Below are 16,291 nucleotides of genomic sequence, written 5' to 3'. Positions count from 1 at the left end.
TCAAACGGATGTCCGTAGGATTGTTCGGGAATATGGAAGATGTTCTCTATATTATGTCCAAGTGTGCTTTGATTATCCAGCGAACGCATCGGTGTGCGCCCGTTCATAGTTCGCGAATTTATTGAAATTCTTCAAAAAGACCAGCTCGACCGTCCCCACCGGGCCGTTCCGCTGCTTTGCGATAATAATCTCAATAATATTCTTCTTCTCTGTCTCCTGATTATAGTAATCATCACGGTATAAGAAGGCTACGATATCGGCATCCTGCTCGATAGAACCTGATTCCCGAAGGTCGGACATCATCGGACGCTTATCCTGACGCTGCTCCACGCCCCGGCTTAGCTGAGACAGTGCGATAACCGGCACTTCCAGTTCCCGCGCGATTTGCTTCAATGTCCGGGAGATCTCAGATACCTCCTGTTGTCGGTTCTCGCCCGGCTTACCCCGTCCGTGAATGAGCTGAAGATAATCGATAACAATCATTCCAAGCCCTTTCTCCTTCTTGAGACGGCGGCATTTCGAACGAATATCGGCAACCGTTACCCCCGGGGTATCGTCAATATAAATCTCGGCTTCCGACAAAGCCGCTATACCCATCGTCAGCTTGGCCCAGTCATCATCACCCTTAAAGTCGCCCGTCCGCATCACACCCGCGTCCAGATTGGCTTCTGCACAAATCATCCGCTGTACGAGCTGAGGGGCTGACATTTCCAGACTGAAGATCGCGACGGTCTCTTTGGCCCGGACCGCCACATTCTGGGCTATATTCAGTGCAAAGGCCGTCTTACCTACAGAAGGACGCGCCGCCACGATAATGAGATCATTGCGCTGGAAGCCTGACGTCATCTTGTCGAGATCGACGAACCCGGAAGGAATCCCCGTGGTTGTCCCCTTATTCTGATGCAGTTCTTCAACGCGCTCGAATACTTCCATCACAACATCGCGAATCGCGACAAACCCGCTGCCGGAGCGGCGGTTCGATATTTCCAGGATGCGCCGCTCGGCGTCGCTTAACAGCGAAGAGACATCCTCTCCGCCGGTATATCCCTCGCTCACGATCTGAGTTGCCGTCCGGATCAGGCGCCGGAGCATCGACTTCTCTTCAATTATCTGCGCATAGTATTCCACATTTGCAGCTGTAGGCACTGCATGAGCCAGCTTAGCCAGATAACTGACACCGCCGGTATCCTCCAGCTCCCCCCGATCCTGCAAGCGCGAGGTCAGCGTAACGAGGTCGATAGGTTGCCCCTCTTCTCCAAGCTGTACCATTGCTTCAAAAATTAGCTGATGGGGCTTATCATAGAAGTCCTCGGTCCTCACCCGCTCCATCGCAGTGATTAGCGCTTCAGACTGAAGCAAAATCGCTCCGAGCACGGCCTGTTCCGCCTCCAGATTTTGCGGGGGGATCCGGTCGTAAAACAGATCAGTGCTGCTCATTTTACTCCTCCGTTACATGTACCTTGAATGTTGCCTTCACCTCAGGATGCAGCTTCACGCTAACCTGAGTTACACCTAGCGTACGGATCGGCTCGTCCAGCTCGATCTTGCGCTTGTCGATCTTCACACCCGCTTTACCCATAGCTTCAGCTACTTGCTTGCTCGTAATTGCGCCGAACAAACGGCCGCCTTCGCCAGCTTTGGCTTGAAGCTCAACCGTCATTTCTTCCAGCTTCTTGCCAAGCGTAATTGCGTCCTGCTTCTCCTGCTCCTTGCGCTTCTGTTCGGCCGCCGTCTGATGCTCCAACGTCTTCACGTTGCCATCCGTTGCCGGGCGTACCAGTCCGCGCGGAATCAGGAAGTTCGTTGCATAACCTTCCGAAACCTCTTTAATTTCCCCTTTTTTGCCTTGACCCTTAACATCCTTCAAGAAGATAACCTTCATTCGAATAACCCCTCTTCCTTATCTATTTGCTCCAGTACCTCCAGCAGTCTCTTCTCTGCTTCGGCCTGGGTGCCCTCTAACTGTGCTGCGGCGTTCGTTAAATGTCCGCCGCCGCCAAGCCGCTCCATCACGACCTGGACATTCATGCTCCCGAGTGAACGAGCGCTAATTCCTATTAAACCATCCGGCCGCTCGCTAATGACGAATGAGGCGAGTACATTGGTCATATTCAGCAAAGTATCGGCCACCTGAGCGATGAGCATCTGTGGAATCTTGCGATTCGGCTCCGTGACAGCCAGCGCAATATGATTGTAGATGATCCGGGCATGCTTGATAATGTCCGCCTTGGCGATATACTCCTGCAGGTCCTCCTTCAGGAGCCGCTGTACCATGACGGTATCGGCCCCCATACGCCGCAGGAAGGCCGCAGCCTCAAATGTACGGGACCCCGTATGAAGCGCAAAATGCTTCGTATCTACTGTAATCCCGGCCAGCAAGGACGTTGCTTCCAATGGGCTGAGCTCCACCTTCTCATGGATATATTGAAGCAGTTCCGTTACCAGCTCTGCGGCTGAGGAAGCATAGGGCTCCAGATATACCAACACGGCATCATTGATGAACTCTTCACCGCGGCGGTGATGATCCACAACGACAACCCGTTTTGCTGCGCTCACGAGCCGCGGCTCCATCGTCAGCGATGGCTTATGCGTGTCAACCAGAACAAGCAGTGTGTTCGGCGTCATCATGCTGAGCGCTTGTTCAGGTGTAACGAAGCGCCTTAACAAGGCGTCCTCCTGCTCGATGCGATCCAGAAGGCGGGTAATGCCCGGATTCGGGCCGTCGAGCACAATATGGGCCTCGACGTTGTACATATCGGCGGCTTTCAGCACGCCGATCGAGGAGCCAATCACGTCAAAGTCCGGGACGCGATGGCCCATAATAATGACGCGGTCGCTCTCTTGCATCAGATCGCGCAGCGCGTGCGCGATGACGCGAGCCCGAACACGCGTCCGCTTCTCTACGGCGCCTGTCTTGCCGCCGTAGAAAGACATGCGTTGACCCGCCTTCACAGCGGCTTGGTCCCCGCCCCGCCCGAGAGCCATATCCAGACTGGACTGGGCTAGTTCGCCCAGTTCGCTCAGGCTCTCGGTGCCGAAGGCCAGGCCGATGCTCAGCGTCATCGGCACCTTGAGGTCCGCCGTCATCTCGCGGACCTCGTCGAGGATCACGAACCGGCTCTGTTCCAGCTGGTTCAGCGATTTCTGATTCATAATCATCAGATACCGTTCCGACGACAGCCGCCGCAGATAGAGGCGATATTGCTTCGCCCAATCGGTAATCGCCGTCGCCACGCGGGCAATCAATGCCGTCCGCTGCTGATCGTCCATCCCCTGTGCAGCTTCATCCAGATTATCGAGCATCACGATCCCAAGCGCCACCTTCTCGTTCTCATAGCGCTCACGCAGCACAGCCAGCTCCGTCATATCATGAATATATATCATTCGTTCATCGGCATCGATCGTCAGCTCATAATAGCGTTCATTCACAATGACTTCCACCAAGGACCTGCCATTTCCATGATCCTTCTTATCATGAACCAGCTGTGGTAGTGGCGGCAATAACTCCGATAAGGAGACACCCACCACACTCCCCCGACCGAACATACCGAGTACGAAGCGGTTATGCCATTCAACTGTACGATCCTCGCCATAGAGTAGAAGGCCAAACGGCAAGCGACTCACCGCTTCGCCTTCTACTCGCTTGATCCGGTAAGTCAGATCCGTCACATACTTTACCAGTTCCTTACGGAAGCGACGTTCCGCCTGCAGCATAACATAAGCTAATCCACCAACGAGGCAAAGACTGACCAGACCGAGGATCCAGTTGTAATAGGAGACAAATATGACCAGCAGTAGCTCGAGCATAAATACCCATACGGTCTGATACCCATACCAACGTTTTTGCAGAAGTTTAGGCATTCCTTTTCACCCTATCGTTTTGATTTCGTAATCATGTCACGCAGTGGAAAGGCAATGTCTGCGATCCCGACAATCCATAACGGAAGAAACGGTATGAAGACCATCGCGATAACGAGCAATATAGGCAATACCGGATTCCACTTGCGTTGATAAGCTATGAAAAAGAAGAGGCTTGCAGCCTGAATCATAAATAAAAACTGTAATAACGGCATTAGATTAACTAAAATGGTCCCGAGGAACCCTTCGCTTATAGCCGCTCCACCAAGCATATTCAAGATTAGGCAAAGCAGATAATACCAGATTAAGGAGCGCGGCAAGCGCCAGTTGCGGAACGCCGGCATTTTCGGAACGATCAACCCCATACTGCCCAAGGTTGGACGAGAGATCGCCTGAGTTACCGCCGCCATAATAAGCGAACATACAATCAGTGTAAATGGAAGCAGTCGTACCGTTAAAGAGGAGAATTGCTGAATCATCTCCGGGGACCATACTAAATTGCTGCCCAGACCCGTTCCTATTGTGCTATCTGCAGCATTTTTAAAAGGATCCATCATCGTGTTGATCATGTCTTCAATCGCCCAAGACAAATGAAAATCAAATAATACTGTGCTAATCAGCAGCACTAGCAGAAATTCCACCAATATCGTGCCCGCTCCCATCATTACTGTTCGGAAAGCAGGTGCCCGCTTCTTATACAACTCTCCCATCACTATAGAAGGGATTATAAAATACAGGGCCTGCAANAAGGAATTATAAAATACAGGGCCTGAAACAGAATGATCGGCCCGCTGGATCAAAACACAATAGCTGCTAAAATCCATGCCGGTACGATATGAAGCAGGAACAACCGCCTCGATAAAGTCGAATATAACAGGACGGTCGGAACCAAAATGAAAAATACCGTAATCACGGCAAGCGGAGTAGCTAATGAAAACAGGAGCAATAAATAAACTATGCTCCAAGCGACCGATGTCCAGCGCAGTTTCAAAATAAGTTCACCTCTTACGCATATGATCTTCAAGTGTAGAAATATCCTGATACCAATCTTCGAGCTGATGTCCATCTTGTTTATGCTTCTTTAACTTCTCCAAAATGGATTCATCTAAATCCCGATAAGATATCCCCAGCCTTCGTCCCAATATGTAGCTACTGACGACTAAGCTGGCCAAGCTATCCGTTACCCGTGTCGTGCTGCCTTCCCACAATGCTTTGAATAAACGGGATACGTGATCGACTACTTCCGTTTTGAGCCACTCAATCACCTTGGCGCGTTTGGCCACATCCATTTCCTTATGCATGGAGACAGCTTTCCACCTTTCCAAAAGAACTTTGCTCTTCATTATAGCATATAGCAATCGCACCAAGACTTGCAAACTAACAAGGCGGTTCAAAAAGTTCGCTTATGATCAGGAAACCTATGCTCTTATTTTCTAACGATCGAATCGTCTCTAGTCACGAATTTCTCGCAATATTCTATAATCTGACTACGGCGGACAATACCGATAAATCTCCCCATATCGTCAACGACAGGGACAAAGTTCTGCACTTTGGCCAAATTAATTAAATCCTCCATATCGGCATCGATAGAAACCGGTTTATTATCCATCCGAAGCGGCACATCCGCCAGATAAAATTTTGAAGCGTTCTCAAAAGTCACCTTGCCCTCCGAATTTTTCATATACCAGAGCAGATCACCTTCGGTGACCGTGCCGACATATTCCCCATCATGCCCGATAATCGGCACCGCCGTATAACGATGATGCTCCATACGTTCTAACGTCTGTCTAAGCGTTGAATCTATCCTTACGGCAGCAACATCATTTTTCGGCAACAGAAAAAATGCGATATTCATTCGAGTGGAGTCCTCCTCTACCTTTTCATACTCCCCAGTTTAAGGGGGATTATAAGTGATAACAGTGCGTATTTATACATCTACTGAAAATGTCACTTGGGTTCTTTAGCGCAACAAATCGGCAGCCGGAAAACCGGACTGCCGAAATATGAACGTAAGATGGCTTTATATATAGATATGATAGCTAAAATGTACTATTCTTTCGTCGTTGCAGTTGAGTCCTGTTGATCCCGGGATTCCGGGGTAAGCAAGTCCTCTGGCTTAGTATCCGGATTGCTCCAGCTATCGATCATTTGCTTGGCGAACTCAAGATCGTCTTTATCTACCGAATCATAGTACACTCCGTTTTTGCGGAAGCCTTCGCCCATGATGGTGAATCCTTTAATTGTAGGAGACTCGCCTAGCAATACTTGCTTGGACAAATCAATAATGTAGCTTGGCATCATATCCGTCTTGAAGTTCTCACCCATCATATCCATCAAATCGGGAATTTTCGAGACTTGGTCCAGTTTCATCATTCGATTGACAATCGCATTCAAGAAGACTTGATGTCTTCCTGTCCGGTTAAAATCGCTATCCTCGCGGTATCTTACGTAATTCAATGCCTCTTGGCCACTGTAGAGCGGCTTATTCGCTTTGATCGTAAATTTCTCGTGGTCCTTCTGCTTATTGACGATATCCTTCGTAATCGGGAGTTCTACTCCTCCCAAGGCGTCAACAATATCACGCAATCCATGGAAATTAATCGCGGCGTAATAGTCTACAGGATGATCCAGCAACCCAGTTACCGTGTCTTTCGCCATCTTCGCTCCGCCAAATGCATAAGCATGGTTAATCTTATCCTCTTTGCCTCTACCTACGATTTCAGTATAAGTATCCCGAGGGATGGAGACAAGCAGCACCCGGGATTCCTCCGGACGTACTACCGCATAGATCATCGTATCCGAGCGGGCCGGCTCATTATCGCGCTGATCCACGCCCAGAAGAAGCATGCTGAACGGCTTGAATTTCTCTTCAACCGGAACTTGCTGAGGTTCCTGCTCCTCAACCGGTGCATAGGATTTCTCAAGCTTCTTCTCGACCTGACCCGACAGGAACAGATCAAAGGCCGCAACCGACAGCTCTTTCCTGAAAATATATCCGCCAGTCCCTAGGAGCAGCAGAACAGCTGCTACAATGAGCGCACGTTTACCTTTATTTTTACGCTTTTTGCCCTTGGATTTGGCTTTATTCTTCAAATGATGTTTTCGTTCTAGCATCTTTGCCTCCAAAATTAAAGAAAATAAAATAAGTGACTCATCTCAAACGGCATACTCTTTTTTACATTGTAAACGGATAATTAGAGAAAAAGGCTACAAAAAAGACACGTTACTATTAAAATTGAATTAAATTAACTCTATCGATTCGTAATATATCATATTTTGGAATTTGGATACAACTTAGCATGTTACATCAAACCTATCATTCTGCCTAATAATAGTAAAGGCCTCACTCTAGTCCTAGAGCAGGCCTTGTCTCTTTTCCATAAATTTATAGAGGAAGTTCAAAAAGTTCGCCTTTGTTCACGAAGAAACTCAAGAAGTGAACTCGACATCGAATCTTGAATTCACCCGAGCCTTCCGGCGCTCATGTACCCACTACGTACGCTGTGCTCCTCAGTCCCTAGCTTCATCCAACCTTCTCGGTGCTGAAAACCTAACTTTTTGAAATACTCACTTATAAGGTTGTTCAAAAAATTACTGAAGCGGATAATGGCAAGCAACTTGCCTTCCAGGAAACGCTTCGGTGAGCATCGGCTCTACTTGTGAGCACTTGCTCTGGGCAAACGGGCAACGGGTATGAAAACGACAGCCTGATGGCGGATTCGCCGGAGACGGCACATCCCCCTGTAGAACGATTCGTTCTCTGCGATCGCTGACTCGAGGTTTCGGAATCGCGGATAGAAGAGCTGCGGTATATGGGTGGAGCGGCTCCGCAAATAAACTCTCCGTCTCTCCTACTTCCACCAGCTTACCGAGATACATCACCCCAACCCGATCTGAAATATGCCTAACCACGTTAAGACCGTGGGCAATAAACAGATAGGTCAAGCCCAGTTCCTTCTGTAATTTCATGAGCAAATTGATAACCTGGGATTGAACAGATACGTCCAGGGCGGATACAGCCTCGTCAGCTACAATGAATTTTGGATTAAGGGCAATTGCCCGGGCAATACCGATCCGCTGTCTCTGGCCGCCTGAGAATTCGTGAGGGTAGCGGTTCCGACGGGAAGCATCAAGACCTACAAGTTCCATAAGACGAACAACCTCGGAATCAATCTCCTTGGACGATAATCTGCGATGGATTCGCAAAGGCTCTCCGATAATATCCCGAACAAGAAAACGCGGATTAAGGGACCCAAAGGGGTCTTGGAAAATAATTTGCATTTCTTCGCGTAATTCTCTAAGTTCCCTTGATTTTAGCGTCAGCAGATCGTGGCCTTCGAAGCGAAGCTCGCCTCCTGTCGCATGCTGGAGCTGCAAAATAACCCGGCCCAATGTTGATTTTCCGCAACCGGATTCTCCTACCAGGCCGAAGGTCTCTCCTTGCTTAATCGTCAGAGATACACCATCCACCGCTTTTACATGTCCTACTGTTCGATTGAATAAGCCTTTGCGAATGGGGAAATATTTTTTGAGATCATTAATTTCGACCAGCTTCTCGGCCGGAGCTGCTTTTGCCATATTACTCATATATGCCCCTCCTTTATCGGACGATCTTGTTTATTCGTGGCCTTGTCTTCGAACAGCCAGCATGCTGTACGATGATCATCCGTAATCCAGAAGTCATCCGGCTCCTTGCTCCGGCATATATCCTTGGCATAAGGGCAACGCGGATGGAAGCGGCATCCCGATGGAATCTGTCCCAGACCTGGAATATTCCCTTGGATCGTAAACAGTTCCTTACCTCGTTCTCCCTCCAAACCCGGAATCGATTGAAGTAGTCCAACGGTATAAGGGTGGGATGGATTCTCGAATATCTCCTGAACCGTGCCCTCTTCTACGATAATGCCTGCATACATGACTGCAATCCGGTCCGCCATTTCCGCAGCGACACCCATATCATGAGTAATTAGAACAATAGACATTCCCAGCTCTTCCTTTAACTTGCGAAGCAGATCCAAGATCTGCGCTTGAACCGTCACATCAAGCGCAGTTGTCGGCTCATCGGCAATAAGCAGCGCTGGTCGGCATGCCAAGGCAATGGCAATAACGACACGCTGACACATCCCGCCGGACAACTCATGGGGGTATTGCTTAGCCCGAAGTGCCGGATCAGGGATCCCGACCAGCTTCAACATCGCTACCGCTTCTTTCCAGGCTTCGCTATCGCTTAGACCGCGGTGCAGTCTGAGACTCTCTGCGATCTGATCTCCAATCGTGAATACCGGATTCAATGCTGACATTGGATCCTGGAAGATCATTGCAATCTTATTGCCACGAATATCGCGCAGATCATTCTGATCCATTTTCGCTAGATCTTGGCCATTGAAATCAATCTTCCCCTCTAACACCATACCTCCGGCATAATCAATCAATCGCATGATTGACAATGCAGTTACACTCTTGCCGCTACCTGACTCACCAACCAGACATAAGGTTTGCCCCTGTTCCACTTGCAGCGATACCTTATCGGTCGCTTTGACGATCCCCTTCTCTGTTACAAAACCGGTCGTTAAATCTCGGATTTGTAGTAATCTTCCCGCCATTTGTCCAGCCTCCTCCGGGATATCATAACTTTATGTCTAGGGTCCAGCGCATCGCGAATCCCATCACCGATAAAGTTAACTGCAAGTACCACAATTAAAATACACAGACCAGGGTAAACAGCCAGCATTGGATCTACCAGCATGAATTCTTGAGCATTACTCAGCATTACTCCCCAGCTTGTCAGAGGTGCTTGAATTCCCAGCCCCAGGAAGGAAAGAGCTGATTCACTCAGAATAGCGCTGCCTACCATTAATGTCGCATTAACGATAATTGGAAAGCTAGCGTTACGAAGCAAGTGCCGGAATATAATCCCCCAGCTCGATACGCCGATCGCTTTGGCAGCCTCCACATATTGCATTTCACGCAGCTGCAGAAATACACCCCGTACAAGCCGTGCTACGCCCATCCAACCGGTTAATGAGAGAATCAAAATCATATATTCAAACTTCGATCCGAATATTGACAGTACAAGAATATTTATAAAGAGAAGCGGCAGTGAATTCATCACATCAACGATCCGCATAAAGATCGTATCGATAATACCACCGAAGTATCCCGATACAGCTCCTACAATAGACCCTATAAATACAGCAGCTACCGCTACAGCAAAACCCACCACTAAAGAGATTTGGCTGCTAAATACTAGCCTGGAGAAAATATCGCGGCCCAACTCGTCCGTACCTAAAATATGTCCGTCCGTACCGGCACGTAGATTAGCGCTTAGCAGATCGATGTGAGTTGGGTCAAAGGGTGCAATCATCTTCGCCAGAATAGCTACTATTATAAAGAAGACAAGAATTACTAATCCGGCCATAGCAAACTTATTATGGGAGAACTTCCTCCAGAATACAAGCCATGTACTTTGAGGTCGATCTGCCGTTTTGGATGCTGCGGTGTCCGGCTGGGAGTGGCCGAGAGAAGGCTCCAGATTAAGCTCTGTCATGCTGCTTTACCTCCTTTACGTCCCAGTTGTACACGTGGATCAACAATGGCGTATAAAATATCAGCAACCAGGTTCCCGATAATTACCATAACAGCGGTTATTATAGTAATAGCCATTAATACCGAATATTCGCGTGCAACGGCCATTTCTATAAATAACCGACCCATTCCCGGCCAGTTGAATACCCGCTCAGTTAAGGTAGCACCCCCAACGAGAATCGGCAGATCCAAACCGAGAACCGTAATAATCGGAATTAGGGCGTTGCGCAGTGCATGACGGAAAATTACCTTGCGCTCCGCGACGCCTTTCGCACGAGCTGTGCGAATATAATCCTGGTCTAAAACTTCAAGCATGCTTGAACGGGAATACTTTGCATATGCAGCCAGGAAGCCCAGGGAAAGAACCGTTACAGGCATTAATAAATGCAATATCAAATTGCCTATATTTCCTTCCTGACCCATCGCCCACATATCCGACAAGGGAAGCCAATTCAGCTTAAGCGCGAATAGCTCCTGTAACAGAATCCCGAACCAGAAAGCGGGCATCGCAAACCCAACATAAGAGACAAAGGAGGCTATCTGATCGGAAATTCCATAGGTTGATGTACTATTATAGATTCCCCAGGGAATAGCAATGATTAATGAAAGAAGCCAAGCTACCCCCATTAACACCAACGTATTGCCCACTGTTGGCCAGAGGATATCCCCTACCGGCATATTGTTTTTGAAGGTATGGCCCAGGTCTCCTTGCAGCATGTTCCCCAGCCAGCGAATGTATTGAATATGTATAGGCTGGTCAAGGCCTAGATTATGAGCTTGTACTTTAAGAGCTTCCGGAGACAGGCCTGGCGATAGCATCATTTGCGTAGGGCCGCCAGGGGCCGCATGAATAAGCCCAAAGGCAACCAAAGTGATTAGAAACAATACCAGGACAGATTGAAGTAAACGCCGAACTAAATACTCTGTCATGTTCTTCCTCCTCAAGTTTTGGAGGTTACTACACCTTCGCCACCCCCAAGTATGTAAAATAGAGGAAGGAGACTGTTCTCCTCCCTCTCCATACTGGCGCTGATGACGTAACCTATTCTAAATTATTCGACCCACCATTTGATGATATGATAGAAGTATCCGTATGCTCTTGTTGGCTCCGGACCATCTTCCTCTGCAAATTTAACTTTCTGGCCGATCGCTTGAGGTGTCCCGTATTGGTACATAAAGATATATGGCAAATCCGTGGACAGTTCTTGTGCAGCTTCAGCGTAAATTTCCTTACGCTTATTCTGATCTACAGTCGAGTACCCATCGATCCACAGCTGGTCCAGCTTCTCGTTCTTATACCATCCCATATTTTGTCCGGCTTCCGGGAAGTAATTGGAGGAGAAGATGCTCTCCTGGTCAGGATCCGGATTACTCAGGGACCAGCCAAGCAACACTGTCTCGTACTTGCCCGGGTTAAGATTCTGCTCTACCCAAGCAGAGAAATCAATCGCCTTAGGTATTAGCTCAATACCAACATCCTTCAGGTTTTGCTGCGCGATAGCCGCAATTTGTTCACGACGGCTGTTGCCTGCATTATATTGCAATTCAAATGAGAAACGATGTCCGTCTTTTTCTAAAATTCCATCCTTGCTGTTTGCTACCCAGCCATCTTCAGCGAGCAACTTCTTAGCCGCTTCCACATCATAAGCATAGTTCACAGCCTTATCCCCTGGATCTGCCCAGGACCCTGGCAGGAACGGTGCATTCATCAGAATACCGGTACCCTTCAGTACGTTATCAACCATGCCCTGACGGTTTAAGGCGTGAGCAATTGCCTGTCTTGCCTTCTGACTGGCAAATGGAATGAATTTATCCTTGAAGTTGTTCGGATCAAAGTTGAAAGAGATAAATTCATAGGATGCTCCCGGCTTATTCGAAATTGTAATGCCTTTTTGATTCTTAACCGCATCCAATTGTGTTAATGGAACGGATTGAACACTATCTACATCGCCTTTCAACAAGGCCTGAACCTCTGTATTTTGATCCGCATAAACTTTATAAATAACCTTGCCGATATGCGGCTTCACTTCACCCCAATAGTTGGAATCTGCTTCGTACGTCAAGTACTGCTTCTGCTTCCACTCCGTCCATTTCCAAGGACCGTTCGTTACGGTCTGGGCCGGATCAACACCAAATTTGCTGTTCTTCAATTCCTTTGGATCAACATCCTTCAAGATGTGAGCCGGAGCAATTGTAGAGTTCAGAGTATATCCAAATGGAGCATATACATCCTTCAATGTAATTTTAACCGTTTGGTCATCAATTTTTTCGAGCTTATCGACCTTATCGTACTGGCTGATGCCAGGTGCGCCAACCTCAGGATTACGTACTGTATCAATCGTAAAGATAATATCGTCCACCGTTACAGGCTGACCGTCACTCCATTTCGGAGTTGATTTTAGTTTCACAGTATACGTTTTACCGTCTTCTGATATTTCCGGAAGGCTCTCTGCCAAGGACCAAGGTTCAACCACGAGGTTACCTGCACGATCCAGATCATAGATCTTGGCAAAGGCAAACAATTCAGCATCCCCTGATGCAGTGTCGCTTACAAAAATAGGGTTAATGCTTACAATATCCGATGAGCTGCTGAACGTAAAAGTTCCGCCATCCTTAGGTGTGCCTGCATCACTTGTATTCTGTTCTTCACCTTGTTTGTTATTATCCGCCTGTTGATTTGTGTTCTGCGGCTTGTCGTTCCCGCCCGAGGAATTCGTCTTTGAGCCTCCGCATCCTGCCAGCAATGCACCTAGCAGTGAGAGTACCATAAATAAGGACATCCAATACCTTTTCTTCGTCATTCTTACATTCCTCCCCATAATTGAATAATTTTCATACTACACCCATGATCAAACGTCCTCCGATTATCTGTGTACCTATTCAGCCCCCTCTGATAGAATCATTGCCCCTTTGATGGTTATACAATGAAGAAATATATTATAAAATAATATATTCAATAAATAACATAGATTAACTTGGTTTTATGTTTTCAGAAAAAACGGCTGTGTAATACTATCTTTTAAAAATGAAGTAGTTAAATCATGAAACGATTAATCATTCAAATTAGAAATGCGGGTATACTCAAAGATGCTTGGAAAGGCAGAAATTCGCGGATGAGATTAGTGCATAAATAAACCAAAGGTCAATTGAATATGCAGTAGATTCTTAGAAGGTAATGTAACTTTTTTTAATTTAGTTAATAATATAACCTAATTCCCCTAATATTCCAAGTACTTTATTGTATTTTTTAACGTTTCATTTTTAAACCAACGAGAAATGTTAACTCCCGGTATAGTTTGAAGTTCCATAAATGGTAGAAAAGCAACTATGGGCAGGGATCTTCATATTTTTTGACGTTAAAAAGAAGCCAGAAAAGCCTTCCTTTTCACCCTAATTTTATGCATAATTCTTGTCGATCTATAAAACCCATCATAAAATTTCTTATTTAAGAAAAAACAGCCTTACTCCAGAAAATTCTGGAATAAGGCTGTTTCATTTTCCTTGGATTGTCTACATTACTCCGTAGTGTACGGAAGCAATGCTACTTGACGGGAGCGTTTGATCGCAACGGTCAAGAGACGTTGGTATTTTGCGCTAGTGCCGGTTACACGGCGCGGCAAAATCTTACCACGTTCGCTGATGAATTTCTTCAACAGCTCAATATCTTTATAGTCAATGTGAGTAATCTTATTCACAGTGAAGTAGCACACTTTACGACGTTTGTTACGTCCGCCGCGGCGAGCCGGTCTTTTGTCGTCTCCGCCTTCTCTTTGCTTGAAGCTCATGCTTTTCAGTCCTTCCTTATTAGAATGGCAAATCGTCATCCGATATATCGATCGGTTTCCCGTCATCAGAGAATGGATCATCCTGTTGATTGCTGCGCGAATAATTGTTATTATTGCTGCGGCCAGCATTACCGCCTCCAAAAGGATTATCCTCCCGCTGTCCGCCGCCAGTTCCACCTTCACGGCTCGATTCCAAGAAACGGACATTATCAGCAATGACTTCGGTGACGTAGACACGTTTACCTTCGTTATTTTCATAATTCCGTACTTGAATGCGTCCTTCAACAGCAACCAGACGACCTTTGCGCAAGTAATTCGCGCATGTCTCGGCAAGCTGTCTCCAGGTTACAACTGGAATGAAGTCCGCTTCGCGTTCGCCACCTTGCGATGTGAACGGTCTGTCAACAGCCACAGTAAACTGAGTAACAGCCACCCCGGATGGTGTATATCTTAGCTCCGGATCCCGGGTAAGACGTCCGATTAGAATAACACGGTTCAACAATCAAATCCCCTCCTTACGGGCAAATGTTTACTAAACTTATTACGGTATTAGGCTACGTCTTTTGTAATGAGATAACGGATAACCTCGTCGGAAATCTTCAAAATCCGCTCAAGCTCAGCAACAACATCAGGAGTTGCTGTGAAATTCACGAGAACGTAAATTCCATCACGAATTTTGTTAATCTCATACGCAAGCCGGCGTTTACCCATGACGTCATGCTTAGTAATCTCACCGCCGTTTTGGATGATGCCTTGGAATTTTTCGACTGTAGCTTGAACAGCTTCTTGCTCAAGATCAGGACGAAGAATGTACATCACTTCGTATTTGCGCATTTGTTTCACCTCCTCTTGGACTATGGCCCCCAAATCCATTCGCTTGGGAGCAAGGAACGAGCATAAACTCGAACTATATTAATATACCAAATCAGAGCCGCCAACGCAAGCTCACACATTTTTAAGCGGACCCCTGCGCACAATATAAGTGCAATCTCAATCTTTATTATGATTTCCCTAAATCCAGAAAGGAGACATTTACCATGGGTGAAAGAACAGAATACGAAGAGGGCGAAAAGGCCCCAAATCCAGGGATATATACGGAGGTTGGCGAAGCGCGCAGCTTCCATACCCAAGTCCAGAATCCTAAGCAGATTAAGATGGAAAAAGGGGACACCTTCCCTGAGCCCAGCAATAAGAACCGGAAATGGAAAAAGGCAGAAAAGGCTCGTGTCCATTGATGTAAACAGACTTTGTTATTCAGGGACAAAGAATTTCTCAATTTATTTTTCCAGGCTGTATAAAAAGCAGTCAGCTGAGCATAATACACTCAGACGGCGTTAGCGCAGAGAGGTGTGGTTCCGTTGGGCCAATCAGCGAGTAACACGCTTTCGGAGTCTTATTCACTGTCGAGAGTAGAAACCAAGATAATAACGGGTTATTGAAGACCCCTCTTCGATAAGACGTATCGCGAGTAATCGCATATCGACGTTTCTGAGTTCGTTAGAAAAAGAATTCCATTAAGCTTCGTCGTCGACCAGAAAAGGACCTCTAAAAAGGGTCCTTTTCCTTTTGTACGTTCCTCATTATCCTTTTACTATTCACGAGCCGATAATACCAAAAAGACCTTCCACATATTAGAGTAGAAGGTCTAGAATATCAAAGCTATGGCGGAGAGGGTGGGATTCGAACCCACGCACGCCTTGCGACGCCTAGTTGATTTCGAGTCAACCCCCTTGGGCCTCTTGGGTACCTCTCCTTACAGCAAGAATGATTGTATCATGATTTATGAACAATTGCAATAGTGTTCCCTCATGACCTCAAGCCTTTTTCACTCATTGTCTGTAGCTTCTGTCTCAGAGGTGGCGGAGCGCAACACCTTCTTCATATTCTTCTCAAACTTGGCTCTTGGAATAAGCACACTATGCTTGCATCCCACACATTTGATACGAATATCCATCCCCATCCGGATAATCTCCATCTCATTGCTGCCACATGGATGATTCTTCTTCATTTGAACAATGTCACCTAGCTGAAACTGTTTCCGCTCCATTTTGCCTTCCCCCTTT

General features: G+C 47.0%; 18 protein-coding genes and 1 tRNA gene. 1 reads left to right on the top strand and 18 read right to left on the bottom strand.

Features of this window, described 5'->3' with window-relative positions; genetic code table 11:
* Positions 1-72: 72 nt before the first annotated feature.
* From dnaB to rpsF, 16 genes are all read right to left on the bottom strand, one after another.
* The gene (gene dnaB, locus BN1360_RS04140; RefSeq protein ID WP_068778633.1) at positions 73-1,437 is read right to left on the bottom strand and encodes a replicative DNA helicase; all 1,365 of its coding nucleotides are present in this window, start codon (positions 1,435-1,437) and stop codon (positions 73-75) included.
* Position 1,438: 1 nt separating this feature from the next.
* Positions 1,439-1,882: a 50S ribosomal protein L9 gene (gene rplI, locus BN1360_RS04135; protein ID WP_068778632.1), complete on the bottom strand. Its 444-nt coding sequence runs from the start codon at positions 1,880-1,882 to the stop codon at positions 1,439-1,441.
* A complete protein-coding gene (locus tag BN1360_RS04130) occupies positions 1,879-3,861 on the bottom strand; it encodes a DHH family phosphoesterase (protein ID WP_068778631.1) in 1,983 nt (660 codons plus the stop codon). The genes rplI and BN1360_RS04130 overlap by 4 nt, the downstream gene beginning before the upstream one ends.
* Positions 3,862-3,872: 11 nt before the next feature.
* Positions 3,873-4,568, bottom strand: coding sequence for a DUF2232 domain-containing protein (locus tag BN1360_RS04125; RefSeq protein ID WP_229520795.1), 696 nt, complete (start codon positions 4,566-4,568; stop codon positions 3,873-3,875).
* Between the two features lie 86 nt (positions 4,569-4,654).
* Positions 4,655-4,849, bottom strand: a complete 195-nt coding sequence (locus tag BN1360_RS25825) for a hypothetical protein (RefSeq protein WP_229520793.1) — start codon at positions 4,847-4,849, stop codon at positions 4,655-4,657.
* Positions 4,850-4,856: 7 nt separating this feature from the next.
* The gene (locus BN1360_RS04120; protein ID WP_068778630.1) at positions 4,857-5,159 is read right to left on the bottom strand and encodes a MazG-like family protein; all 303 of its coding nucleotides are present in this window, start codon (positions 5,157-5,159) and stop codon (positions 4,857-4,859) included.
* Between the two features lie 125 nt (positions 5,160-5,284).
* On the bottom strand, positions 5,285-5,713 hold the full coding sequence (locus tag BN1360_RS04115) for a CBS domain-containing protein (protein WP_068778629.1): 429 nt from the start codon (positions 5,711-5,713) through the stop codon (positions 5,285-5,287).
* Positions 5,714-5,907: 194 nt separating this feature from the next.
* Positions 5,908-6,972: an LCP family protein gene (locus BN1360_RS04110; RefSeq protein WP_082789926.1), complete on the bottom strand. Its 1,065-nt coding sequence runs from the start codon at positions 6,970-6,972 to the stop codon at positions 5,908-5,910.
* Between the two features lie 477 nt (positions 6,973-7,449).
* A complete protein-coding gene (locus BN1360_RS04105; protein WP_068778628.1) occupies positions 7,450-8,445 on the bottom strand; it encodes an ABC transporter ATP-binding protein in 996 nt (331 codons plus the stop codon).
* On the bottom strand, positions 8,442-9,461 hold the full coding sequence (locus BN1360_RS04100; RefSeq protein ID WP_068778627.1) for an ABC transporter ATP-binding protein: 1,020 nt from the start codon (positions 9,459-9,461) through the stop codon (positions 8,442-8,444). Before BN1360_RS04100 ends, BN1360_RS04105 begins: the two co-directional genes overlap by 4 nt.
* Positions 9,428-10,405 carry an ABC transporter permease gene (locus BN1360_RS04095; RefSeq protein ID WP_068778626.1) on the bottom strand — a complete coding sequence of 326 codons (978 nt, stop codon included), beginning with the start codon at positions 10,403-10,405 and terminating at the stop codon, positions 9,428-9,430. The genes BN1360_RS04100 and BN1360_RS04095 overlap by 34 nt, the downstream gene beginning before the upstream one ends.
* Positions 10,402-11,373 (bottom strand): ABC transporter permease, encoded by a 972-nt coding sequence (locus BN1360_RS04090; protein WP_068778625.1) that lies wholly within the window; start codon positions 11,371-11,373, stop codon positions 10,402-10,404. Before BN1360_RS04090 ends, BN1360_RS04095 begins: the two co-directional genes overlap by 4 nt.
* Before the next feature lie 122 nt (positions 11,374-11,495).
* On the bottom strand, positions 11,496-13,244 hold the full coding sequence (locus tag BN1360_RS04085) for an ABC transporter substrate-binding protein (protein ID WP_068778624.1): 1,749 nt from the start codon (positions 13,242-13,244) through the stop codon (positions 11,496-11,498).
* A 714-nt stretch (positions 13,245-13,958) separates the two neighbouring features.
* Complete coding sequence (gene rpsR, locus BN1360_RS04080; RefSeq protein WP_068778623.1) at positions 13,959-14,228, bottom strand: 30S ribosomal protein S18; 270 nt, start codon at positions 14,226-14,228, stop codon at positions 13,959-13,961.
* A gap of 19 nt (positions 14,229-14,247) precedes the next feature.
* Positions 14,248-14,730, bottom strand: a complete 483-nt coding sequence (ssb, locus tag BN1360_RS04075; RefSeq protein WP_068778622.1) for a single-stranded DNA-binding protein — start codon at positions 14,728-14,730, stop codon at positions 14,248-14,250.
* Positions 14,731-14,777: 47 nt separating this feature from the next.
* Positions 14,778-15,062 (bottom strand): 30S ribosomal protein S6, encoded by a 285-nt coding sequence (gene rpsF, locus BN1360_RS04070; RefSeq protein ID WP_068778621.1) that lies wholly within the window; start codon positions 15,060-15,062, stop codon positions 14,778-14,780.
* Positions 15,063-15,265: 203 nt separating this feature from the next.
* Here rpsF and BN1360_RS04065 point away from each other — a divergent pair, with 203 nt between their 5' ends.
* Positions 15,266-15,463: a YjzC family protein gene (locus BN1360_RS04065; RefSeq protein ID WP_068778620.1), complete on the top strand. Its 198-nt coding sequence runs from the start codon at positions 15,266-15,268 to the stop codon at positions 15,461-15,463.
* 427 nt (positions 15,464-15,890) lie between these two features.
* Here the strand turns inward: BN1360_RS04065 and BN1360_RS04060 are convergent.
* Both BN1360_RS04060 and BN1360_RS04055 read right to left on the bottom strand, forming a co-directional pair.
* Positions 15,891-15,981: transfer RNA gene (locus BN1360_RS04060), tRNA-Ser, on the bottom strand.
* 72 nt (positions 15,982-16,053) lie between these two features.
* The gene (locus BN1360_RS04055) at positions 16,054-16,275 is read right to left on the bottom strand and encodes a DUF951 domain-containing protein (protein ID WP_068778619.1); all 222 of its coding nucleotides are present in this window, start codon (positions 16,273-16,275) and stop codon (positions 16,054-16,056) included.
* Positions 16,276-16,291 lie beyond the last annotated feature (16 nt).

Origin of the sequence: Paenibacillus sp. GM2, from assembly GCF_900069005.2 — a bacterium.
In the GTDB taxonomy this organism is placed as follows: Bacteria; Bacillota; Bacilli; order Paenibacillales; family Paenibacillaceae; genus Fontibacillus.
This window is presented reverse-complemented; position numbering and strand designations above follow the sequence as displayed.